Raw genomic sequence first — 20,861 nt, 5'->3', positions numbered from 1 at the left:
TCACCTATCAGGCCTGACTCCGAAATTCGGACTCAGGCCTTTTTTATTTCTGTAACAGGCCATCTGTAACAACTCACAAGTAATGACACATTTCCGTAGAGATATGGAACATTTTTTGCCTGTCATCCCGTTTAAGCCTCCGTATCATGAGGCGGCGAATTAATCGGGTACGGGTCAATGACATTCAGAGATTTTGAGGCGGAGGAAAAACTCTTCCAGCGGCGTGTATTGGTGGCCTTTGGCCTGGTGGTCATCTGCTTTGGCATCCTGATTTACAATCTCTACAACTTACAAATCTGTCAGCACCAGTATTACACCACCCGCTCGAATGCAAACGACATCAAAATGCTGCCCGTGGCCCCGACGCGTGGCATGATTTACGATCGCAACGGCATCCCGCTGGTGCGCAACGTAACCTGGTACGACATTTCCGTTACGCCTTATAAAATCAGTGATATGAATGCCCTGATCAGGCAGCTCACGCCTATCATTGACCTCACTCCTGATGACATTGACCAGTTTCGCCATGCGCTGAAAGCCAGCAGCCGCTATCGCCCGGTCGTGCTAAAAAATGCGCTGACCGATGTGGAAATCGCCCGCTTCTCGGTTAACCAGTTTCATTTCAGCGGCGTCAATATCAATAGCTATGAAGACCGCCAGTACCCTTATGGCGCAGCGCTGGCGCATGTCCTTGGCTATGTGTCAAAAATCAATGACAACGACCTGAAAGCGCTGGATCAAAAAGGCCTGACAGAGAACTACGCCGCCGATCACAACATCGGTAAGCAGGGTATTGAGCACTACTATGAAAATGAACTGCATGGGAAAACCGGTTATCAGGAGGTCGAAGTTGATAACCACGGACGCATCGTACGCCTGATCAAAGATGTGCCGCCCGTTGCCGGAAAAGATATCCATCTGACGCTGGACCTCCATTTACAGCAATATATTGAGAGTCTGTTGGTGGGCCAGCGGGCCGCCGTTTTGGTTGAGGATCCACATGACGGTTCCGTGCTGGCAATGGTTTCGAACCCCAGCTATGACCCCAACCCGTTTGTCAAAGGTATCAGCTATCAGGACTATAACAAGCTGCTTCAGGATAAGGACCTGCCGTTAATCAACCGCGTCACGCAGGGGTTGTATCCTCCTGCCTCCACGGTCAAACCGTATATGGCGATGTCAGCGTTACTGGACGGCGTGATCACGCCGCAGACCCGTTTCTTCGGCGCCCCCACCTGGACGCTCCCCGGCACGGAGCGACATTACCGTGACTGGAAAAAAACGGGCCACGGTATGCTGGATGTCACCAAAGCAATTGAAGAATCTGCCGACACATTCTTTTATCAGGTGGCATATATGATGGGGATTGACCGTATTAACAGCATGCTCAGCCAGTTTGGCTATGGCAAGCCGACCGGCATCGATCTTGGTGAGGAGTATAACGGCCTGCTCCCGAGCCGCGAATGGAAGCAGAAAGTGCATAAAAAAGCCTGGTATCAGGGAGATACCATTTCGGTTGGCATCGGTCAGGGATACTGGATTGCCACGCCGATCCAGATGGTTAAAGCCATGGTCGCGCTGATTAACAACGGCAAGGTTATCGCCCCTCACCTGCTACGTGATGAAGAGAGCGGAAAAGTCATCACGCCGTACCAGGCTCCCGAAGCACCGTCACAAATTGCCTCTGCTTCGTCCCCCTACTGGGGGCTGGTGCGTCAAGCGATGTTCGGCATGGCGAATGAGCCAAACGGTACCGGTTATAAGTTCTTTCACACCGCGCCTTACGGCATTGCAGCGAAAAGTGGCACATCACAGGTCTTTAGCCTGAAAGAAAATCAGACCTACGATGCGAAAATGATCCCCGTGCGTCTGCGCGACCACGTGTTCTATACCGCATTTGCGCCATATAAGAACCCGAAAGTCGCCATAGCGTTAATTCTGGAAAACGGCGGCAGCGATGGCGTCACCGCCGCACCAGTCATGCGTCAAATCATGGATCATCTGTTTGCTGCGCAGGGCGACGATGCTCAAGCGGGTCCGATAGCCGCAACGCCATCGGACACCGATATCAAAAATACTTACGCAAGTATTCGGTAAGGCACAGCATCGCCATCGCCTGACCGTAAGGCATGGAGGTCCGTGGGATGTTGCGGTAGAAATCGAGATTGTGGCCCATCCCGGTACCAAACGAGGTATGCAGCAATTCACCTTCCGGCGAAATATGTTGCACAATGCCTCTGATCGCTTTTTCGGCTACAGCCGCATAGTCTTGTCCGACATAGCGTTTACGTACCGCTTTGAGGATCCCATAGGCAAATCCGGCGGTTGCCGAGGCTTCCAGATACGACTGCGGGTCGTCCAGCAAGGTGTGCCACAATCCGCTTTCATCCTGGCACTTCGCCAGCGCCGCGATTTGCGCGTTCAAAACCTGCACCAGATAGCGGTGCACTGCATTGTTTTCCGGCAAATCAAGTAATTCGAGGAAATCCGGGATGACTATAGTTAACCAGCTGTTGCCACGCGCCCAGCGAGCGTTGGCGAAGTTATGCTGTCCTTCATAGCTCCAGCCGTGGAACCACAGCCCCGTTTCTTTATCCATCAGGTTTTGCACGTGCAGCAGGAACTGATAGGTTGCCTCTTCAATATACTCGGGGCGGTTGAGCAACTTGCCAATCTTCGCCAGCGGTAAGACCGTCATCATCAACGTGTCATCCCACATCTGCTGGTGATTTTCTTCCGCCAGCGTAATGTGCTGCATACCGCCGAATTGGGTACGCGGCATATCATGCATTGCCCACTCAGCCCAGCTGTCGAGCCACGGCAGATACGCGGGATTACGCGTCTCTTCATAGCGATATGCCAGCGTTAAAAACGGTGCCATGGTGTTGACGTTTTTGGTCGTTGCACCTTCCGCAAAGCGATCGGCAAACCAGCTGTCGATAATATCGCGCATCGCGGCATCGCCGGTTTGCTGATAATACTGATACATCCCGTACAAGCCGATGCCGTGCGTCCACTCCCATCCCGCCCAGCCTTTGGTATCAATAACGCGTCCGTCATCCAGACGTAGCAAGAACTCGCCGGTCTCATCATGAATATTGACCAGGTTATGCGTCACCTTTTTGATCAACGCTTTTAATTCATCCCTGGCAATAAAATGTTCTGGCTGGCGCAACAATGGACTGTGTTTAACCGGATAAACAATCATTTACTTAACCTCTGTCAATGTCGAATTCAATACAGCACCCTTTTCCAGTTTCGGTGCCGCTGGTTTATTACGATTCAGGTAACCAATATTGTTGTTACCCCAAAGTGATTCATAAGGCATGCCCGATAGCATCTCTACGGTCGTGCGTCCTTTAGCGGAAAGTCCTTCCAGCACGGGTTGCCCGGACTCACGCATTTTTGCTGTCTCTTCGCGCAGGGTGCTGTGCGTTTGCAGGTTCAGTTTGAAGCGCAAGGAAACCAGGAAACCCATCGCCAGAACAATCAGCGTTCCGCAGCTCAGAATTAACAGGATGGTATGACTGACCGCCGCGGGTTGTGCGCTCTGGCCGGATACAAAACCAGACAACTGCATCACAATCCCCACCAGCATCACCGCTCCCGCCTGCGACGCTTTACGCGTTAACGTCATAATGCCGGCGAAGATCCCTTCCCGACGCTGACCGGTGATCACTTCGTCAACGTCGGCAATATAGGTGTAGATATTCCAGGGAACGTAGTTGATACCACCGCGTCCTAAACCCGCAACGGCGGAAACCAATAGCAACAGAGAATAAACATCGCTTAATCCGGCGTAATACAGCCCCGCATAGGAGAGTGAACTGAGGCCAAACAGGACGACTACCATGCGATAAGACGGCGCAGGTCCGAAACGGATGCACAATGGGATCATGGCGATAACGGCAATAAACTGGAAGATAGCCATCGTACCCAGCAGGTTTGACGCCATCGATGCTTCCTGCATCAGCACAAACACCACATAGTAAGTAAAGACGGCGTTAAAGACGTCCTGGGCAATATAGCCGCCAAGATACATTCCTAAATGCTGGCGAAAGATACGGATGCGCAGTGTTGAACTCAGTTCCACAAATAAACGGTTCATACTCTGACTTAAGGTCAGGCTTTTCTTCTCTTCTTCGACTCGCAGCGCCGCCTCAGTCCACTCTTCCCGTGGGCGTTCCCAGGTAAAGAACCAGACGAAGGTCAGCATCAGTGCACACAGCACAGAAAACACCAGGCTGGCGTAGAAAAAAGAGACGGGGTTGTCCTTGCCAAACAGCGTCAGCAGAACGCCGGGTAAGAATGAGGCCAGAATGGCAGACATTTGCGCCATCGAAATGCGCGCGCCGGAGAATTTGGTTTTCTGTTTAAAGTCATCGGTCATTTCGGGTACCAGCGTTTCGTATGGCACCAGAATCATGGTGTAGACCACGTCAAAAATCAGATAGGTGAGCAGGTAGTACCAGAACCCCATATCACCCACCCACATTAGTGAGTAGCTAAAGACACAGGGGATCCCCAACAAAATAAAAAACTTACGTCGCCCAAAGCGTTTGCCGAGCCAGGTGGAGTCAAAGTTATCGGTTAAAAAACCCATTAATGGGCTAACAACGGCATCCAACACCCTGGCGGTAGCGAAGATAAAGGTTGCTTCGATTGGCGTCAGGCCACAGAACGTCGTGTAAAAATAGAGTAGCCAGGCAGCGGTTAACGCCGTGGTGCCTGCGCCTAAAAAATCCCCCGAACCGTAGGCAAAATAGTTAACCAACCCAATTTTACGTGTATTCATTGCCGTTACCCCTGCACATTATTGGGAGGCCCCGCAATCCTCGCTTTGACATTGGGCCTCCTTACAGGGCCACAGTAAAAGCTAACAGCAAGTGAAACCTTTCTATTTTTGCCAGGGGTATTCGTGAAATGGCAACAGCACAAAGAGTCCGGCAACGTATGTCACCTATTTTATAAAACAGCGTTTCTATTTAATCAAAGAGGCGGACTAGAATTGCGAAGCAGCCAGCAGTTTCTGCTGCTGGCCGGAATGAAGGGAGGCGTTAACGATAGTTCACAATCACCTGATTGCTCTGAACTTGCAAGGCGGGGATCAAGCGACCGCCACCGGGTACTTCCCAGACAAAATGCATCGGTTCGATGGCGGGAACATTATTGAATCCGTTGGTGGTCCCGCTTTGCCCGTCCAGCTCAACACAGCGGGACTGGGAACATAAACGTACCCGTAAACCCGCAGGCGTTGGGCCATTGAGCTCATAGCGCCAGGCCACCAGCGTCATCAACCCCGAGACCGGCTGGCTGGGCGTCAGAGGTGAAGACGAGGCTGACTGGCCGCGGTGATTTAAAGTAATCCCCATACCGCTGGCCTGCCAGGCGCCTTCTCCGGCAGCCTGCGCTACCAGAGGAAAAAACAACAACCACAGTAATTTACGCATTACTTACCTCCAATAGTCGCCGTCATACGGATATGGCGGTTGTCAGACAGCTCCATGTTCGATAACACCACCAGTTGCGGAATGCTGCGACGTAAAAAGCGAGCCAGTAACGGACGCAACGCGTGGTTAACCAGTAAGACCGGCGGCGCACCCAACATTTCCTGACGGGACAGCGCTTCCTGAGTCTGGGCCAGCAGTCGGTCTGCAAGACCCGGCTCCAAACCGCCGCCGCCCTGCAGCGCCTGCAGAAGCAAACGTTCGAGCGGAGTATCAAGGCCGATAACCTGAACCTCTTCATTACCTGGGAACCACTGCTGAGTGATGGCGCGTCCCAACGCAACACGTACCACCGCGGTAAGCTCATGCGGATCGTTTTGCAGCGGTGCATGTTCAGCCAGCGTTTCGAGAATGGTGCGCATATCGCGAATCGGTACTTTCTCATCCAGTAAGTTCTGCAGCACTTTATGCAGCGTAGTGAGCGTCACGACGCCCGGGACCAGGTCTTCTGTCAGTTTTGGCATCTCCTGCGAGACGCGGTCCAGTAGCTGTTGCGCCTCCTGACGACCAAACAGCTCCGCAGCGAACTGCCCAATCAGGTGATTAAGGTGCGTGGCGACAACGGTACTGGCTTCAACAACCGTAAAGCCCTGAATCTGCGCCTGTTCCTTCAATGCGCTTTCAATCCAGATAGCGTCCAGACCGAAAGCCGGATCGACCGTTTTCTCGCCCGGCAGTGACCCGGCGGCAGTACCAGGGTTAATGGCCAGCCAGCGTCCCGGATAGGCGTCACCGCTGCCAATTTCCACCCCTTTCATCAAAATACGATAGCGGGCCGGCTGCAGATCCATATTGTCGCGGATATGTACCACCGGCGGCAGAAAACCCATATCCTGGGCAAATTTCTTACGAATACTGCGAATTCGCCCCAGCAACTCGCCATCTTGCTGAAAGTCCACCATTGGGATCAGGCGGTAGCCTACCTCCATCCCCAGGGAATCCTCCAGCTGTACGTCATTCCATGTTGCTTCCACCACGGAGTTGTTTTCCGGCATTTTCACCGGCTGCGGCTCATCGGGAGCTTTTTGCTCACGACCACGCATCCACCAGGCCAGACCCAGTAACGCGGCGGTAAACATCAAAAACACCAGGTTCGGCATGCCCGGAACCAGACCCAAAAGCCCAAGCACCGCCGCACTAAGCAGCATGACACTAGGATTACTGAACAGTTGGGTCACCATCTGTTCGCCTACATCCTGGTCGGTACTCACGCGGGTCACGATAACCCCCGCCGCGGTGGAGATTACCAGCGCAGGAATTTGCGCCACCAGCCCGTCACCGATGGTCAGCAGGGTATAACTTTCCGCTGCGCTACCCATGCTCATACCATGCTGCAACACCCCGACTAACAGACCGCCGACCACGTTGATCACCATGATCAAAATACCGGCGATGGCATCTCCACGTACGAATTTACTCGCACCGTCCATAGAGCCGTAGAAATCCGCTTCCTGCGTCACCTCCGAGCGTCGTTTTTTGGCTTCATCTTCGCCAATCAGACCCGCATTCAAATCCGCATCAATCGCCATCTGCTTGCCGGGCATACCATCCAGCACGAAGCGCGCGCCAACCTCGGCGATACGTCCGGCACCTTTGGTGATAACCATAAAGTTGATAATGACGAGAATAACGAAGACCACGATACCGATCGCAAAGTTACCGCCCACCAGGAAGTGACCAAAAGCTTCAACCACCTTTCCCGCCGCCGCCGCGCCGGTATGCCCTTCCATTAAAATGATACGCGTCGACGCAACGTTCAGGGCGAGGCGTAATAATGTGGTAAACAGCAAAATCGTCGGGAATGCGGCAAACTCCAGCGTACGCTGGGTGAACATCGCCACCAGCAGCACCATGATCGACAGCGCAATGTTAAACGTGAACAGCAAATCGAGGACGAAAGCCGGCAACGGCAACACCATCATCGACAGGATCAGCAGGATAAGGATCGGTCCGGCAAGGATTTGCAGTTGCGTGGATTTCAGGTTGCTGGGCAAACGCAACATCGCGACCAGATTAGCCATCAGTATTCTTCTCGTTCATGAAATCCAGTGCTTCAGGCACCGGAAGGTTTTCAGGTTGTGGTGGACGCTTGCCGCCGGCGAGACGCCAGCGTTTTAGCTGCCATACCCATGCCAGCACTTCGGCAACGGCGGCATATAATTGACCCGGTATTTGTTGACCAATCTCAGCATGACGGTATAGCGCACGCGCCAGCGGCGGCGCTTCTAACGTAGGGACTCGATGTTCAGCGCCAATCTCACGAATGCGCAGCGCCACCAGCCCCGCGCCTTTGGCAACAACTTTCGGCGCGCTCATTTTGTTCTCGTCATACTTCAACGCCACCGAATAGTGCGTGGGGTTGGTAACAATCACGTCCGCTTTCGGCACATCCGCCATCATGCGACGCTGCGCGGCCGCGCGCTGCATTTGGCGTATTTTGCCCTTAACGTGCGGGTCGCCTTCGCTTTGCTTAAATTCGTCACGGATATCCTGACGCGACATGCGCAGCTTTTTCAGATGGCTGTAAATCTGGAAAAAAACGTCGAACCCCACCATTGGAATAACGCCAAGCACCACCAACAGCGCACACATGCCAACTAAATCCAGGGCGTTGCCCATCGCCGTAATCGGCGATTCCGCCATCAGACGCATCATCGCCGGCCAGTTATGCCAAAGATAAAATCCGGCCACGCTCCCCACCAGCGTGGATTTCAGTATCGCTTTGAGCAGTTCCGCTCCGGTTTGCGCTGAAAACATGCGTTTAATGCCCGGCAACGGATTCAGCTTAGAGAACTTGGGCTGCAGAGATTTACCGCTGAAAATCAAGCCGCCAAGCATCACCGGGGAGATTAATGCCACCAGAACGACGCCGGTAATCAACGGTAACAGCGCAATCATCGCGTCTTTAATCAGCAGGATGATTTGGCTGAGGATCAGGTTAGGGTCATTGACCATACTGTGGTCAAAACGTAATCCGGCCGACAGCATACCGGCCAGTCTGCGGGCAAGCGACTCCCCGCCAATCCAGATAATGCACACGCCCACCAGCAAAATAAGCAGTGAGGTCAGCTCTTTGGATCGGGGGACCTGCCCTTCTTCCCGTGCTTTTTCAAGTCGGTGGGGTGTGGGGGCTTCTGTTTTGTCGTCGTCGCTTTCTTCTGCCACGGCATTACTCTCGTCGTCACGGTCACGAGTATTATCGCGACCGCAACCATTGCCAATGCGTCGAATAGCGAAACGAAAACAGAGGAATTCGAGCGTTCGTTTGCCACGACAGCGCGAAAGCTGCCGTGACAACCGCGCGGTTAGCGCTGCCAGATAACGCGATAATGGCCCGATCCCACCTGCGCGCTATAGCCGCCGTCTACTGGCGCGAAGTCGAGGCCATCGGTATCGAGCAGCGTTTGTGCGCCATCGAGGATCACCATTGAGTGGGTATTCGACGGAATATCTACCTCAAGAGTGATGGTCTGCAAACCATCGCGCGCCGGTTCCTGCGTCCAGTGGACGGCAATATCACCATATACCGAGCCGTATCGCGCTTTCAGCCATGTCAGGCCACCGCCCGGAATAGGCCGCAGTACCGAAGATTTAAATCCCGGCGCGTGTTCTTCGGTATTTATTCCCGCCGCCACGCGATACAGCCATTCACCGATCGCCCCGTAGGCATAATGGTTGAAAGAGTTCATGTCCGGGCTCCACATTGTGCCATCCGGTTTCACGCCATCCCAGTGTTCCCAAATCGTCGTCGCCCCGGCTTTTACCTGATACAACCAGCTTGGGAAGTCCTCTTTCATCAGCAATTGCCACGCCGCGTCGGCCTGCCCGTTTTCGCTCAATGCGTGACAGAAATAGGGGGTGCCGACAAACCCCGTCACCAGATGACCGTCATTTTCCGCCAGCAGTTCCAGCAGCGTTTGCACGGTGCGCTCGCGGTGCGCATCCGGCACTAACTGGAAGTAAAGCGCCAGAATATGCGCCGTTTGCGTGCGCGCCGCCAGCCGCCCGGTGGCGGTAAAAAACTCATTGCGGAAGCTTTCGACAATCGCGGTATGCAGCGCCTGATAATGGGTGTGATCAACGTCATTTCCCAGTGCTTTGGCTGATTTCGCCAGCAGCAGCGTGGACAACGCATAGTAGGCCATGCAGGTCAGTTCATTCGGCGTTGCGCCAAAATAGCTGCCCTCTTTGGCATCCAGCGCAACCCAATCGCCAAACTGCAGTTTCCACGACCACTGGTTCTCAACAGCGTTGTCATGCATAAACTCCACCCAGGCTTTCATGCTGTCGTACTGGCGGGCCAGCGTCTGTTTATCGCCGTACATCAGGTACAGCGTCCATGGGTTAATCACCGCCGCATCGGCCCAGGCGGCGGCGGAATGGGTGCGCCCGTGGGATAAAAAGCGGTCGTTGTCGCATTTGCCGGTGAGGATATCGGGGATGACGTGCGGCACACCGCCCTCCGGCGTTTGGTCATGCTGAAGATCGGTCAGCCATTTGGCAAAAAAAGTGCGCGTCTGCATCAGATAACTGGCGGTGCGGCAGAAAATTTGCGCATCGCCCGTCCATCCCAAACGTTCATCGCGCTGCGGGCAGTCGGTTGGGATATCGACGAAATTGCCCTTAAGCCCCCACATGATGTTGTGATGCAGTTGGTTGAGATCCGCGTTTGAGGTTTCAATGTGACCCGTCGGCGTCATCGCGGAATGCAGCACGACCGCGACAAAGTCATCCCGCGTCGGCGTGCCAGGCCAACGTTCAATCAGCACATAACGGAAACCCTGAAAGGTAAAATGCGGGTGAAAACATTCTTCGCCATCGCCGCGTAAGGTGTAATCAATGCACTGTTTGGCGGTGCGCAGGTTCGCCAGATAAACATTGCCTTCGGCATCCAGCACTTCAAAATGGCGCAGCACCACGCGCTCACCTGCCGCACCGCGCACCCGAAACTCCACCCAGCCGCTGAGGTTCTGGCCAAAATCAAGCACCGTCTCGCCTTTTGGCGTCGTGATGATTGAGCACGGCGCAAGCCGTTCTATTTCTTGTACCGGGCAGGCCGTTTGCGGTTGCAGCACCGAAGTCTCTGCCGCAAGCGTCGTCACCGCACGCCAATGCCCGGCGCTAAACGCAGGCTCGCTCCAGCCGCGCTGCTCCCGACGTGCGTCATACACTTCGCCATCATAAATTTCAGCAAACAAAATCGCGTCATCGCAGCCCTGCCAGTGTGCATCCGTGGCGATTATCCGCTGGCTACCATCGCGGAGCGTCACTACCATATGGCAAATAAACCCCGTCTGCTGGCCGTAATAGTTGCGATAGCGGTTGAAGCTCATATCCCCTTTATACCAACCCGCCCCCACCATCGCGCCAATCACGTTTTCGCCTTCTCGCAGGTGCTCAGTCACATCCCAGGTTTGATACAACAGATGGTGGTGGTAGCTCGTCCAGCCGGGCGATAACTCATCACGCCCGACTTTTTCGCCGTTGATCCACAGTTGATACAGCCCCAGCGCGCTGGCATGTACCACCGCCGAAACAATGTCATCACCGTCGGGCAAACTGAACGCATGGCGCAACAACGTGCCTTTTGAGTTGTCTTTATCCTGCGGCGTTTCAGCCGAGATAAACACCCCTTGCCACGCTTGCGCTGGCAGGCCGGTAATAAACGTTGCCGCCGGGCTCCAGCCGCTCTCTTCACCGTGGTTGTCGGTAATATGCACCCGCACAAAATAGCGCGTCGAGTGCTGGCAGGCGACGTCGGGCAATTCGATATTACTGGAGCGGTCATCGTGCATTTCGCCGCTGTCAAACAGGCATTGGGCAAAATCTTCTTGCGCCGACAGCTGCAAACGCCAGCTACGCTGCTGTACATCGCGCAAGGTGCTGGTGATTATCCAGCCGAAAACCGGCAACGTTTCGCAGCCCGTCAGCGTGGTTTCATAGTTGAGCGTAATCTTTTCTACTGCCAACATAATTTTTCCCTCAGTGGCTCATATTCAGGCTTTGGCCCGCAAAGTATCGTGCGACGCCTGCCCGTTATCAGGCGTCACCACCATTTCTGTTTCTGCATTAAATTCATTACGTTGCTTGCCGTGGAAGCACAGCCAGCCGATAACCATGCCTATCGCCACAATCGCCGTCAGCAGGCAATAAAGAACCACCGGCCCCGCGCTCAACAGCACAGGAGTGACGAACGCCAACAAGCCGCAGGTCAGACGGGCGACACCGACAATCACTCCTTGCGCGGTGGCGCGGAGCATGGTGGGGAATGACTCTTGTGCCCACACTTTCATGATGCCTTCGAAGGCAAATCCTGTGCCGATATTGGTAAACAGCAGGCAGCAGAACCAGGAGAGTGGCGAGAAATTAAACAATACCGGCACGAAATAACCACCGGACATCATCACCGCGCCAAAAATAAAGAATGGAACCCGTTTTGAGGTATCAACGACGCGCATAAACATCAACCCAGACGCCACGCTCACTGGCAGAATCAACAGCCCCCACAGAGAGTGCGTGCTGACGGAAATGCCCACCACATTTACCGCTACATAAGCCCCAAACTGCCCGCCGGTATTGGCCGCCAGATTGGTGAAGGTATAAAAGATACACAGCGAGATAAACGGCCACAGGTATTTGCCTTCGAGCAGATCGCGCCAGCCGGTTTTCTGCGCCCGCACGGTGGCGATGCCACGACGCAGTTCATCCTTTGCCGCCAACCACAGCGGCGACTCAGGGATAGACCAACGCAGGATCATCAGCACAACCGCCACCAGCCCAACGTGCATATACATGATTTGCGCGCCAATCAGCCCCCAGTCGCCGACGATAGCGGAGATCCCCATCGTGGCGCCAATTCCCACCAGCCAGAGTAAATTGGACAAGCCGATAATCTTGCCGCGGTTTTCATCGTTCGCCGCTTCGGAGATAGTCGCCAGAGAGACAGGTAAATCAGCCCCTGTCGCCAGCCCCACCAAGAGTGTGCCCAGCACCAGGAACGGGAAGTTCAAACCAAAGGCCAGCGCCAGCGTGCCGATAAAAATCATCGCCATCGTAATAATAAAAACATTACGACGACCAATACGGTCTCCAAGACGACCGCCACCAAAAGCCCCAGCGGCAATACTCAGCGTTAATAATCCAGATAAAATGCCAATTTGTAGTGCAGTAATACCCATTGTTTTTTGATAAATGACTAAGGCTGTACCACTGGAAACAATAGCCGCTGAATCAATATATGATGCCATTCCAGACACCACCCCAATATACCAGGGGTTAGGTGTTTTATTTTTTGACATAACGATTCCCTTAAATTTACAGACAGTATGGCGAGAAATAAGCGTATGGCCTACCCCCGTCACGATGGATGGTAGTAATAATTTTTATTGTTATTAACCTAACAATTAAATCGCTATTAAAACTCGTGAATGAAGTTCACGTTCATGGCTTGGAGGATAATGAAAATACCGTCGGTACGATTCAGTCAACCTGATCGCATTCATAAAACCACAACGTGCCGCAATTTCACTGATGGTTTTATCCGTAGTGCGCAGTAATTCTTGAGCTTTTAATACACGATACAACATCTGGAATTTAACCGGAGTATAACCGGTCACTCGCTTAATTAAGCGATACATCGTGCGCCTGGCAACACCGTTATCATCACTCAACACATTCCAGTCTAAATGACGCAAGCTACTGGTCTTGAGCATACGGATTAGGTTGGCTCGCCCTCGCTCATCAGGGCTAAGCGCCTCGGTTTGGCGGTCGCACTGGCAAAGCGTGTTGATGATGTTCAGCAAAGCGACTTCACACAATGAAAAATAGAGCACGTCATAGTTACTCTCGTTACGTGAGATTATCTCCTGGCTCAATACCTCAATACGCGCCAGCGCTCCCTGAGTTAACGCCAGCGCGGTAGGCTGTAGAAGTTTTTCTTTTATACAATCGAGCAAATTATCAATGTGCTGTAAAAAATGAAAACTGCGCGGGCGACGAATCAATATATTAATAACCGACAGATTATTAGTTGAAACATAACTATGGGTATCGTTAGCGGTCACTAAAAAAAAGTCACCCTGACAGATAAAACGAACCAGGTCATTAATAATATGAAACCCGCTACCGCTACGGACAATCACCAGTTCATCAAAATCATGCCCGTGCACACCTTCCATTAATTGGTTATTCATCGAAAAAAGACAAAACGCATGTTGCTCTGAATGAAAAAAATCATTCTCACGTAAAATTCGCATATCTCCCCCGCCGCTATTCGAGTAAAAACACTCGGGATATCGATAAATAACCTACTGACATAATATATTGCCTTGCACTGATAACCATTTAACTGCAATTATTATGACAAGTCTATATATCGCACTGTCACTCAGGCGTAACCCGCTGTGACCTCAGCATCATTTCGGCAAATAACCGCCAAGTTATGGCATAAAAAAGAGGATATACGCCGTGCAGATGAACCCACTTCATCCAGGCATTCAACCGGGTACGAATCATAGTGCAGGGCACATTGTCCCGACTGGCGGCCCAATAACCCTGCGGGATCCACAAAAGCGCAGCGCTCGGTATGCAGCGTTCGAACCCGTTCTGGCAACGTCACCGTAAAAATGGATAGTAAGTAAAGAGAACGATAGGTATCTGTAGGCCGGATAACGCGCAAGCCGTTATCGGTTAGAATGCCCGGCGGCGAGCGCCTGCCGGGCCAGCAAATAAAAACGCTACGGATCAGAACCCGAGGCTATCCAGCAGGTCGTCAACCTGATCCTGACTTGCCACCACGCCGGCTTTTGAGGTGTCAACCTGCGGGCCGTTAAGCAAGCTTTCGTTTTCACGTTTTGGACGAGCGCCCTGCTCTGGAATGTTTTCCAGCAGAACCATCAGCAACTGACGTTCAATCTCCTGGATAACATCCATCATGCGCTTGATGACCTGACCGGTGAGGTCCTGGAAATCCTGCGCCATCATGATGTCCAGCAGTTGAGCGTTAGTAAAGCTGGTATGCCCTGGCACATCACCCAGGAACTGGCGGGTATCGGTGACCAGTTCACGGGCGTCAGACAGCTCGATCGGATTTTCGAACCATTCATCCCAGCGTTTGGTCAGGTCTTTGGCCCCTTTTTCCATCGCGTCCTGGTGCGGCTGCGAAGCTTCCACACTGTTCAGCGCGCGCTCTGCCGCCTGTGCGGTCATCTGCACAACGTAATCGAGACGATCGCGGGCATCGGGAATCGCTTCTGCCGCTTCGGCAATGGCCTGATCCAGCCCCAGTTCACGCAGGCTGTCGCGCAGCATTCGGGTCAAACTGCCGATGCGCGCGATGATGTCCCCGGCTGAATGTTCGTCAGCAGGTTTAATTTGTGGTTGCATCATCATTATCACACCCTCACATGCCCAGTTTCTCAAAGATTTTATTGAGTTTCTCTTCTAGCGTCGCCGCCGTGAACGGTTTCACGACATAGCCACTGGCGCCAGCCTGTGCCGCCGCAATGATATTCTCTTTCTTCGCTTCCGCCGTAACCATCAGCACCGGCAGGGCGGACATTCCGCCATCAGCACGAATGGTTTTCAGCAGTTCCAGGCCATCCATGTTCGGCATATTCCAGTCGGAAATGACAAAACCAAATCCCCCAGCCTGCAGCTTATTCAGCGCGTCCACGCCGTCTTCGGCCTCTTCAACATTGTTGAAACCCAGTTCTTTGAGCAGGTTACGCACGATGCGACGCATGGTGGAAAAGTCATCCACAACCAAAAACTTAAGCTCTTTATCCGCCATAAAAAATAAACTCCTGATTCAAATACGTATTGCCTGTCCGGCACTGATTTTCGCCAGCATTTGCTGGCTTACCTGGCTAAGATCGACCACTTCGCTTACGCCACCCATATTGATGGCCTCGCGCGGCATGCCGAACACCACACAACTTGCTTCGTTTTGCGCAATGGTCCAGGCACCCGCCTGGTTCATCGCTAACATTCCGGCGGCGCCATCGTTGCCCATACCCGTCAGGATCACTCCCACGGCATTACGCCCCGCATGTTTTGCCACCGAATGGAACAGCACATCCACTGAAGGCCGATGCCGGTTAACCGGTGGACCATCATGAATTTTGATCTGGTAGTTCGCCCCGCTGCGCGCCAGTTCCATATGCTTGTCACCAGGGGCGATATACGCATGCCCTGGGAGCACTCGCTCCCCGTCTTCAGCCTCTTTCACGGTGATCTGACACAGTTTGTTCAGACGCTCGGCGAATGAGCGGGTAAATCCTGGCGGCATATGCTGGGTAATAAGAATACCGGGACTTGAAAGCGGCAATGGCTGGAGTACATGGCGAATTGCCTCTGTTCCTCCGGTTGAGGCGCCAATCGCCAGCAGTTTTTCAGAACTGAGTAACGGCCCCGCTTTCAAGGTCGCCTGTGCCGTCATGGGTTTGTGGGCCGCCAGTTTTGCCCGCGACGCGGTGCGGATCTTCTCAGCGATCATTTCGCTGTAGGCCAACATCCCTTCACGGATCCCCAACTGTGGTTTGGTGACAAAATCAATCGCCCCCAACTCCAGCGCCCGCAGCGTGACCTCAGAACCTTTACCGGTCAGCGAAGAGACCATAACCACTGGCATCGGACGCAGACGCATCAGTTTCTCAAGAAAGTCGAGGCCGTCCATGCGCGGCATTTCCACATCCAGCGTCAGGACGTCGGGATTGAATTTTTTGATTAAATCCCGGGCAACCAACGGATCCGGCGCCGTCGCCACCATTTCCATATCACTGTGGCTGTTAATAATTTCGGTCATGATTTGACGCATCAGTGCAGAATCATCAACCGATAAAACCCTGATTTTACTCATGCTTTATCCTTACCTGGCGCATGCGCATACACCGTCTGTCCACGCAAGCTAAACTCGCGCACGAGGTTGCTAAAGTTTTCTGAATGACCTGCAAACAGCAGCCCATCTGGTTTAAGAAGTGGAACAAAACGGTGCAAAATGTCCTGCTGCGTCGTTTTATCAAAATAGATCATCACGTTACGGCAAAATATGGCATCGAAGGGGCCTGGCACGTTGTACTGCTTATCCAGTAAATTCACGCTGGAAAATTCAACATGCCCCGCCAGTTCCTGCCGAACGCGTACCAGTCCTTCATGCGGTCCGGTGCCGCGCATGAAATAACGCTGTAGCTGCTGCGGTGACAGCGTCTTTAGCTCATCAAGGCGGTAGATGCCGCTTCTGGCTTTTTCCAGCACTTCGGTATCAATGTCGCTGGCAAAAACACGCCAGCGGCCCGGAGCCATACCTAAGGTATCGGCGAGCGTAATCGCAATGCTGTACGGCTCTTCTCCGGTTGACGCCGCCGCGCTCCAGACACGGTATTCACCGCTGCGCCGACGAGCATGATCTGACAGCACTGGAAAATGATGCCCTTCGCGAAAAAACGCGGTCAGATTGGTAGTCAGGGAGTTAATAAAAGCCTGCCACTCAGCACTGTTCTGGTTAGCTTCCAGCATGCTGAGATAGCGACCAAAGTCATCCAGTCCCAGGGTTCGCAGACGGCGGACCAGGCGGTTATAAACCATGTCCCGCTTATGGTCGGCCAGCACGATCCCCGCACGCTGGTAGATTAATTGACATATCCGACGAAAATGCGCGTCAGACAGCGCGAGGCGCTGTGTCATCTGTAACAATAATGACGTTTGCCCAGGGGGCAGAGATGATGTCATAGCGCCTTCTCAATCACATTCAGGATACAACGGGCACAACCTGCGGCTGCGCCAATTCTTGTTTTGCTACGGTTTGCTCTTCAAGCTTAAAAAATGCGACACAGGCAGAAAGATTATCGGCCTGCATGGCAAGTTGTCCGGTGGCGGATGCGGCTTCTTCCACCAGCCCGGCGTTTTGCTGCGTCACGGAGTCCATCTGGCTGACGGCCTGCGCCACCTGCTCGATGCCTTTGCGCTGTTCATCAGACGCAGAGGCAATCTCGCCCATGATGTCGTTAACCCGGGTAACCGAGCTGACAATTTCCGTCATGGTGCGCGCTGCCATATCAACCAACTGCGAGCCCTGATGCACCCGGGTGACAGACTCCTCAATGAGCCCCTTAATTTCTTTCGCCGCCTGTGCGCTACGGCTTGCCAGATTGCGTACTTCGCCAGCAACCACGGCAAAACCACGCCCCTGCTCACCCGCGCGAGCGGCCTCAACCGCAGCATTCAGCGCGAGGATATTGGTCTGAAAGGCAATGCTGTCAATCACGCCGATGATGTCGCCAATTTTCTGCGAGCTCGCGGAAATCTCATGCATGGTGCTGGCGACCCGGGAGGTCTGTTCGCCGCCTTTATGCGCTGTATCTGCCGCACTTTTGGCAATTCCTGACGCCTGGCGCGCGTTATCCGCATTCTGCCCAACGGTTGCGGTCAGTTGTTCCATGCTGGCTGCCGTTTGCGCCAGCGCGGCCGCCTGCTGTTCAGTGCGCGAAGACAAATCGTTATTACCCATCGCGATTTCTGAAATACCGCTATGCATGGCTGAGCTGCCCTGGCGTACTTCGCTTACCGTTTCACGCAGTGCCTGCTGCATCTTCTTCAGACTGGCAAAAATGGCTGATATCTCATTGCGCCCATAAACCGCTACCGGCCGGGCCAGATTACCCGCGGCAATGCTGTCGAAATGACTGCCCACGATCGCCAGCGGCTGGACAATCATCTTGCGCGACCAGTACAGCGCACCGCTGGTGAGCAGTGCCGCCAGTACCACCATGGTGGCGAAAATCACCCCCGACATATGGTAATTTCGCTGGCTCTGCTCTCCTGCCGTTTGCAACACGCGATCGATGTTGCTCTGCCACGCATTCACATTTGCATCAAAAGCATCCTGAGCAGCCTGCACCGGCGCGGTCAGAAAATCTGACAACTGATTGTTTTCAAGCCAGGTGGCCTGATGCGCAAGAGCGCTGTGCCATTGGCTGAAAGTTTTCTCCGTTGCGCCAAACAGCGCCTTTCCTTGTGCCGTCGTATCCGATGTCGCCATAAAGCGTTTAAACATCAATTCAGACTGCGCCAGGCTATCACGTGCGAGGGTCATCAGCGTGTTGATATCCTCTGGCGGATAGCTCAGGGCGGTCAGCGTCCCTGCCTTATTAAGGGCCGTACTGGCCTGTAATAACACAGCGCGGGTTTGGGCCAGCGCAGCGCGTTGCTGATTACTTCGTTCGACCTGATTCAGGTTCTGAAAACCGTCCCGAAATGCCCAGAAGGACAAGCCATTACTGCCAATCTGCAAAACACCGCAGAGGATTAAAATCAAAAACAGCGTGGTCGAAATTCGAATACGATTAAACATCAACGCTCCCATTGGGCGGCACTGGCCGCGGTTTAACTATCAGTCAAAATGTTTCCCAATTCGTATCTTGCTCATTGTTCTGGCGCGGATAGGATGCGGCCGCCGTTGCAGGTAATCGTGTATCGCGCGGCTTAGCCGACGCCGGACGTGACGCAAGGCGGAAAGTCGACACCGACTGCGTCAGGCGGCTGGCCTGTTCTTCAAGAGCCGCGGCAGCGGCAGCCGATTCCTGTACCAACGAGGCGTTCTGCTGCGTAACGCGATCCATCTCGGATACCGCGAGCGCCACCTGATCAATCCCCCGGCTTTGCTCGTCGGAGGCCGAGGCAATCTCGCCCATAATGTCGGTAACCCGCGTTACGGCATTTACGATGTCGTTCATCGTTTCGCCTGCGCTTTCTACCAATACGGACCCGGTATCCACTCGGGAAACCGAATCCTCAATCAACGCTTTGATCTCTTTCGCTGCCTGCGCACTGCGACTTGCCAGATTACGCACTTCGCCCGCAACCACAGCAAAGCCACGGCCTTGTTCACCGGCACGCGCCGCTTCAACCGCCGCATTCAGTGCGAGAATGTTGGTCTGGAAAGCAATACCATCAATAACGCTGATGATGTCGGCGATTTTCTTCGAGCTATCGGCGATTTCGTGCATGGTGTTCACCACGCTATCAACCACTTTGCCGCCATGCTGTGCGGTATCGGAGGCGCTTTTCGCCAGTTGCGAGGCCTGACGCGCGTTGTCCGCATTTTGCTTCACGGTTGCGGTCAACTGTTCCATGCTGGCTGCGGTCTCTTCCAGCGCAGAGGCCTGCTGTTCAGTACGAGATGAAAGGTCGGTGTTCCCGCTGGCAATTTCGCTGGTCCCGGAATAAATCGCATCAGAACCTTCACGCACCAGGGTGACGGTTTCCGTCAGCGAGCGCTGCATATGATCAACCGTACTGGCCAGCTCGCCGATTTCATTACGACCGCTGACGGCCAGGGTCGCGGTCAGGTTACCGCTGGCGATTTCCCGAATATGGGCAATGACGCGAGACAGAGGATTAAGCAGGGTATGGCGGATGCCGTACCACACCACCACCAGAATCAGCACCAGCACTACGGCCAGCACGCCAAGCTGCCATTGGGCGAAGTGGTAATCCCGCGCACTTTTATCGAATGCCTGAGCGTAAAGTTTTTCGCTAACGCTGGCGTACTTGCCCAGCGCCTCACCGAGCGCGTTTTGCATTCCCTGAGTCGGTTGCGCGAAATAGGCGTCCATATTGCCGTTCTCCAGAAACTGAACCAGTTCGGTTAAGGCCGCATGGTACTGCTGATATTTCTCCTCAACGTTGCCGCTGGCTTCTGCCATCTCGGGTAACGGTGTGATGTTTTTAAATTTTGCGTAATGTGTTTCGGCCTGCGCCAACGATGCTTTCGCATTCTTCAGCAGATCGTTTTTCGCGCTGCTTTGCTGGTTGGACGCGTCCATCATCATGCGTGCAGAAGAACGGCTTAAATTGATACGTGTTTGCAGCATCAGATCCCATGTTGAGGTGAGTTCACTTTGCTGCTGTCGAAGATCGTTAGAAATAACAAAACTTTGCTGATTCTGCTGCAATGAAGAAAACAACAGACCACCGGAAACAAGCTGTAGCAGTGCGAAAACCCCCAGCACCATCATCAGCATTGTGACAACGCGGATACGGTTAAACATAAGGCACCTTCCTGAAAACGAGTTATCAACGTTATCGGCAGTCGCTGAGATAACTTTACGTTTGCGAAAAGGAAATCCTGAAGGGACGTGAAGCCTCGCGGAAGGAGGGGAAGACGGGTGTACGGCAACCACAAATCATTCACATAAAAATGTCACAATTATCATGTGAATAACATTCAAATTTATCTGTGGGCGCGGTCATATTGGATGAAACAGTCATTATTTCGTGACCAGGATCACAAATACATATCCTCTGCACCACAACAAAATGGATAAAAAATTAAAAAAAGTTGTATCAGTTGGCGCT

15 protein-coding genes are annotated in these 20,861 nt (G+C 53.4%); 1 reads left to right on the top strand and 14 read right to left on the bottom strand.

Annotated features, from left to right (window positions below; all coding sequences use genetic code 11):
• Positions 1-177: 177 nt before the first annotated feature.
• Positions 178-2,097: a peptidoglycan DD-transpeptidase MrdA2 gene (mrdA2, locus tag OGV93_RS17145; RefSeq protein WP_080858821.1), complete on the top strand. Its 1,920-nt coding sequence runs from the start codon at positions 178-180 to the stop codon at positions 2,095-2,097.
• Here mrdA2 and bglB read toward each other — a convergent pair.
• From bglB to tar, 14 genes are all read right to left on the bottom strand, one after another.
• Positions 2,069-3,208 carry a beta-galactosidase BglB gene (gene bglB / locus OGV93_RS17140; protein ID WP_016156806.1) on the bottom strand — a complete coding sequence of 380 codons (1,140 nt, stop codon included), beginning with the start codon at positions 3,206-3,208 and terminating at the stop codon, positions 2,069-2,071. The two genes, mrdA2 and bglB, sit on opposite strands and share 29 nt — an antisense overlap.
• Positions 3,209-4,795, bottom strand: coding sequence for an MFS transporter (locus OGV93_RS17135; RefSeq protein WP_287109863.1), 1,587 nt, complete (start codon positions 4,793-4,795; stop codon positions 3,209-3,211).
• Between the two features lie 262 nt (positions 4,796-5,057).
• On the bottom strand, positions 5,058-5,450 hold the full coding sequence (flhE, locus tag OGV93_RS17130; RefSeq protein WP_016153427.1) for a flagellar protein FlhE: 393 nt from the start codon (positions 5,448-5,450) through the stop codon (positions 5,058-5,060).
• Complete coding sequence (gene flhA / locus OGV93_RS17125; protein ID WP_016153428.1) at positions 5,450-7,528, bottom strand: flagellar biosynthesis protein FlhA; 2,079 nt, start codon at positions 7,526-7,528, stop codon at positions 5,450-5,452. The genes flhE and flhA overlap by 1 nt, the downstream gene beginning before the upstream one ends.
• Positions 7,521-8,672, bottom strand: a complete 1,152-nt coding sequence (gene flhB, locus OGV93_RS17120; protein WP_016153429.1) for a flagellar biosynthesis protein FlhB — start codon at positions 8,670-8,672, stop codon at positions 7,521-7,523. The genes flhA and flhB overlap by 8 nt, the downstream gene beginning before the upstream one ends.
• Positions 8,673-8,812: 140 nt before the next feature.
• Positions 8,813-11,479: a family 78 glycoside hydrolase catalytic domain gene (locus OGV93_RS17115; RefSeq protein ID WP_287109861.1), complete on the bottom strand. Its 2,667-nt coding sequence runs from the start codon at positions 11,477-11,479 to the stop codon at positions 8,813-8,815.
• Between the two features lie 24 nt (positions 11,480-11,503).
• Complete coding sequence (locus tag OGV93_RS17110; RefSeq protein ID WP_016153431.1) at positions 11,504-12,805, bottom strand: MFS transporter; 1,302 nt, start codon at positions 12,803-12,805, stop codon at positions 11,504-11,506.
• Between the two features lie 105 nt (positions 12,806-12,910).
• A complete protein-coding gene (locus OGV93_RS17105; protein WP_016153432.1) occupies positions 12,911-13,762 on the bottom strand; it encodes a helix-turn-helix domain-containing protein in 852 nt (283 codons plus the stop codon).
• 487 nt (positions 13,763-14,249) lie between these two features.
• The gene (gene cheZ, locus OGV93_RS17100; RefSeq protein WP_029139578.1) at positions 14,250-14,894 is read right to left on the bottom strand and encodes a protein phosphatase CheZ; all 645 of its coding nucleotides are present in this window, start codon (positions 14,892-14,894) and stop codon (positions 14,250-14,252) included.
• A gap of 13 nt (positions 14,895-14,907) precedes the next feature.
• A complete protein-coding gene (gene cheY, locus OGV93_RS17095) occupies positions 14,908-15,297 on the bottom strand; it encodes a chemotaxis response regulator CheY (RefSeq protein ID WP_016153434.1) in 390 nt (129 codons plus the stop codon).
• An 18-nt stretch (positions 15,298-15,315) separates the two neighbouring features.
• Positions 15,316-16,365: a protein-glutamate methylesterase/protein-glutamine glutaminase gene (locus OGV93_RS17090; RefSeq protein ID WP_279265698.1), complete on the bottom strand. Its 1,050-nt coding sequence runs from the start codon at positions 16,363-16,365 to the stop codon at positions 15,316-15,318.
• Positions 16,362-17,234, bottom strand: coding sequence for a protein-glutamate O-methyltransferase CheR (gene cheR, locus OGV93_RS17085; protein WP_016153436.1), 873 nt, complete (start codon positions 17,232-17,234; stop codon positions 16,362-16,364). The genes OGV93_RS17090 and cheR overlap by 4 nt, the downstream gene beginning before the upstream one ends.
• A 19-nt stretch (positions 17,235-17,253) precedes the next feature.
• On the bottom strand, positions 17,254-18,855 hold the full coding sequence (gene tap, locus OGV93_RS17080; RefSeq protein WP_053390057.1) for a methyl-accepting chemotaxis protein IV: 1,602 nt from the start codon (positions 18,853-18,855) through the stop codon (positions 17,254-17,256).
• A 43-nt stretch (positions 18,856-18,898) separates the two neighbouring features.
• A complete protein-coding gene (gene tar / locus OGV93_RS17075; protein WP_046275660.1) occupies positions 18,899-20,554 on the bottom strand; it encodes a methyl-accepting chemotaxis protein II in 1,656 nt (551 codons plus the stop codon).
• Between the last annotated feature and the right edge of the window lie 307 nt (positions 20,555-20,861).

It is taken from the genome of Citrobacter sp. Cb031, assembly GCF_030336725.1.
Taxonomy (GTDB): Bacteria; Pseudomonadota; Gammaproteobacteria; order Enterobacterales; family Enterobacteriaceae; genus Citrobacter; species Citrobacter braakii.
This window is presented reverse-complemented; position numbering and strand designations above follow the sequence as displayed.

Coding starts and splice junctions, on each gene's coding strand:
- mrdA2 (WP_080858821.1), top strand. CDS start 178: ATGACATTCAGAGATTTTGAGGCGGAGGAAAAACTCTTCCAGCGGCGT.
- bglB (WP_016156806.1), bottom strand. CDS start 3,208: ATGATTGTTTATCCGGTTAAACACAGTCCATTGTTGCGCCAGCCAGAA.
- OGV93_RS17135 (WP_287109863.1), bottom strand. CDS start 4,795: ATGAATACACGTAAAATTGGGTTGGTTAACTATTTTGCCTACGGTTCG.
- flhE (WP_016153427.1), bottom strand. CDS start 5,450: ATGCGTAAATTACTGTGGTTGTTGTTTTTTCCTCTGGTAGCGCAGGCT.
- flhA (WP_016153428.1), bottom strand. CDS start 7,528: ATGGCTAATCTGGTCGCGATGTTGCGTTTGCCCAGCAACCTGAAATCC.
- OGV93_RS17115 (WP_287109861.1), bottom strand. CDS start 11,479: ATGTTGGCAGTAGAAAAGATTACGCTCAACTATGAAACCACGCTGACG.
- OGV93_RS17110 (WP_016153431.1), bottom strand. CDS start 12,805: ATGTCAAAAAATAAAACACCTAACCCCTGGTATATTGGGGTGGTGTCT.
- OGV93_RS17105 (WP_016153432.1), bottom strand. CDS start 13,762: ATGCGAATTTTACGTGAGAATGATTTTTTTCATTCAGAGCAACATGCG.
- cheZ (WP_029139578.1), bottom strand. CDS start 14,894: ATGATGCAACCACAAATTAAACCTGCTGACGAACATTCAGCCGGGGAC.
- cheY (WP_016153434.1), bottom strand. CDS start 15,297: ATGGCGGATAAAGAGCTTAAGTTTTTGGTTGTGGATGACTTTTCCACC.
- OGV93_RS17090 (WP_279265698.1), bottom strand. CDS start 16,365: ATGAGTAAAATCAGGGTTTTATCGGTTGATGATTCTGCACTGATGCGT.
- cheR (WP_016153436.1), bottom strand. CDS start 17,234: ATGACATCATCTCTGCCCCCTGGGCAAACGTCATTATTGTTACAGATG.
- tap (WP_053390057.1), bottom strand. CDS start 18,855: ATGTTTAATCGTATTCGAATTTCGACCACGCTGTTTTTGATTTTAATC.
- tar (WP_046275660.1), bottom strand. CDS start 20,554: ATGTTTAACCGTATCCGCGTTGTCACAATGCTGATGATGGTGCTGGGG.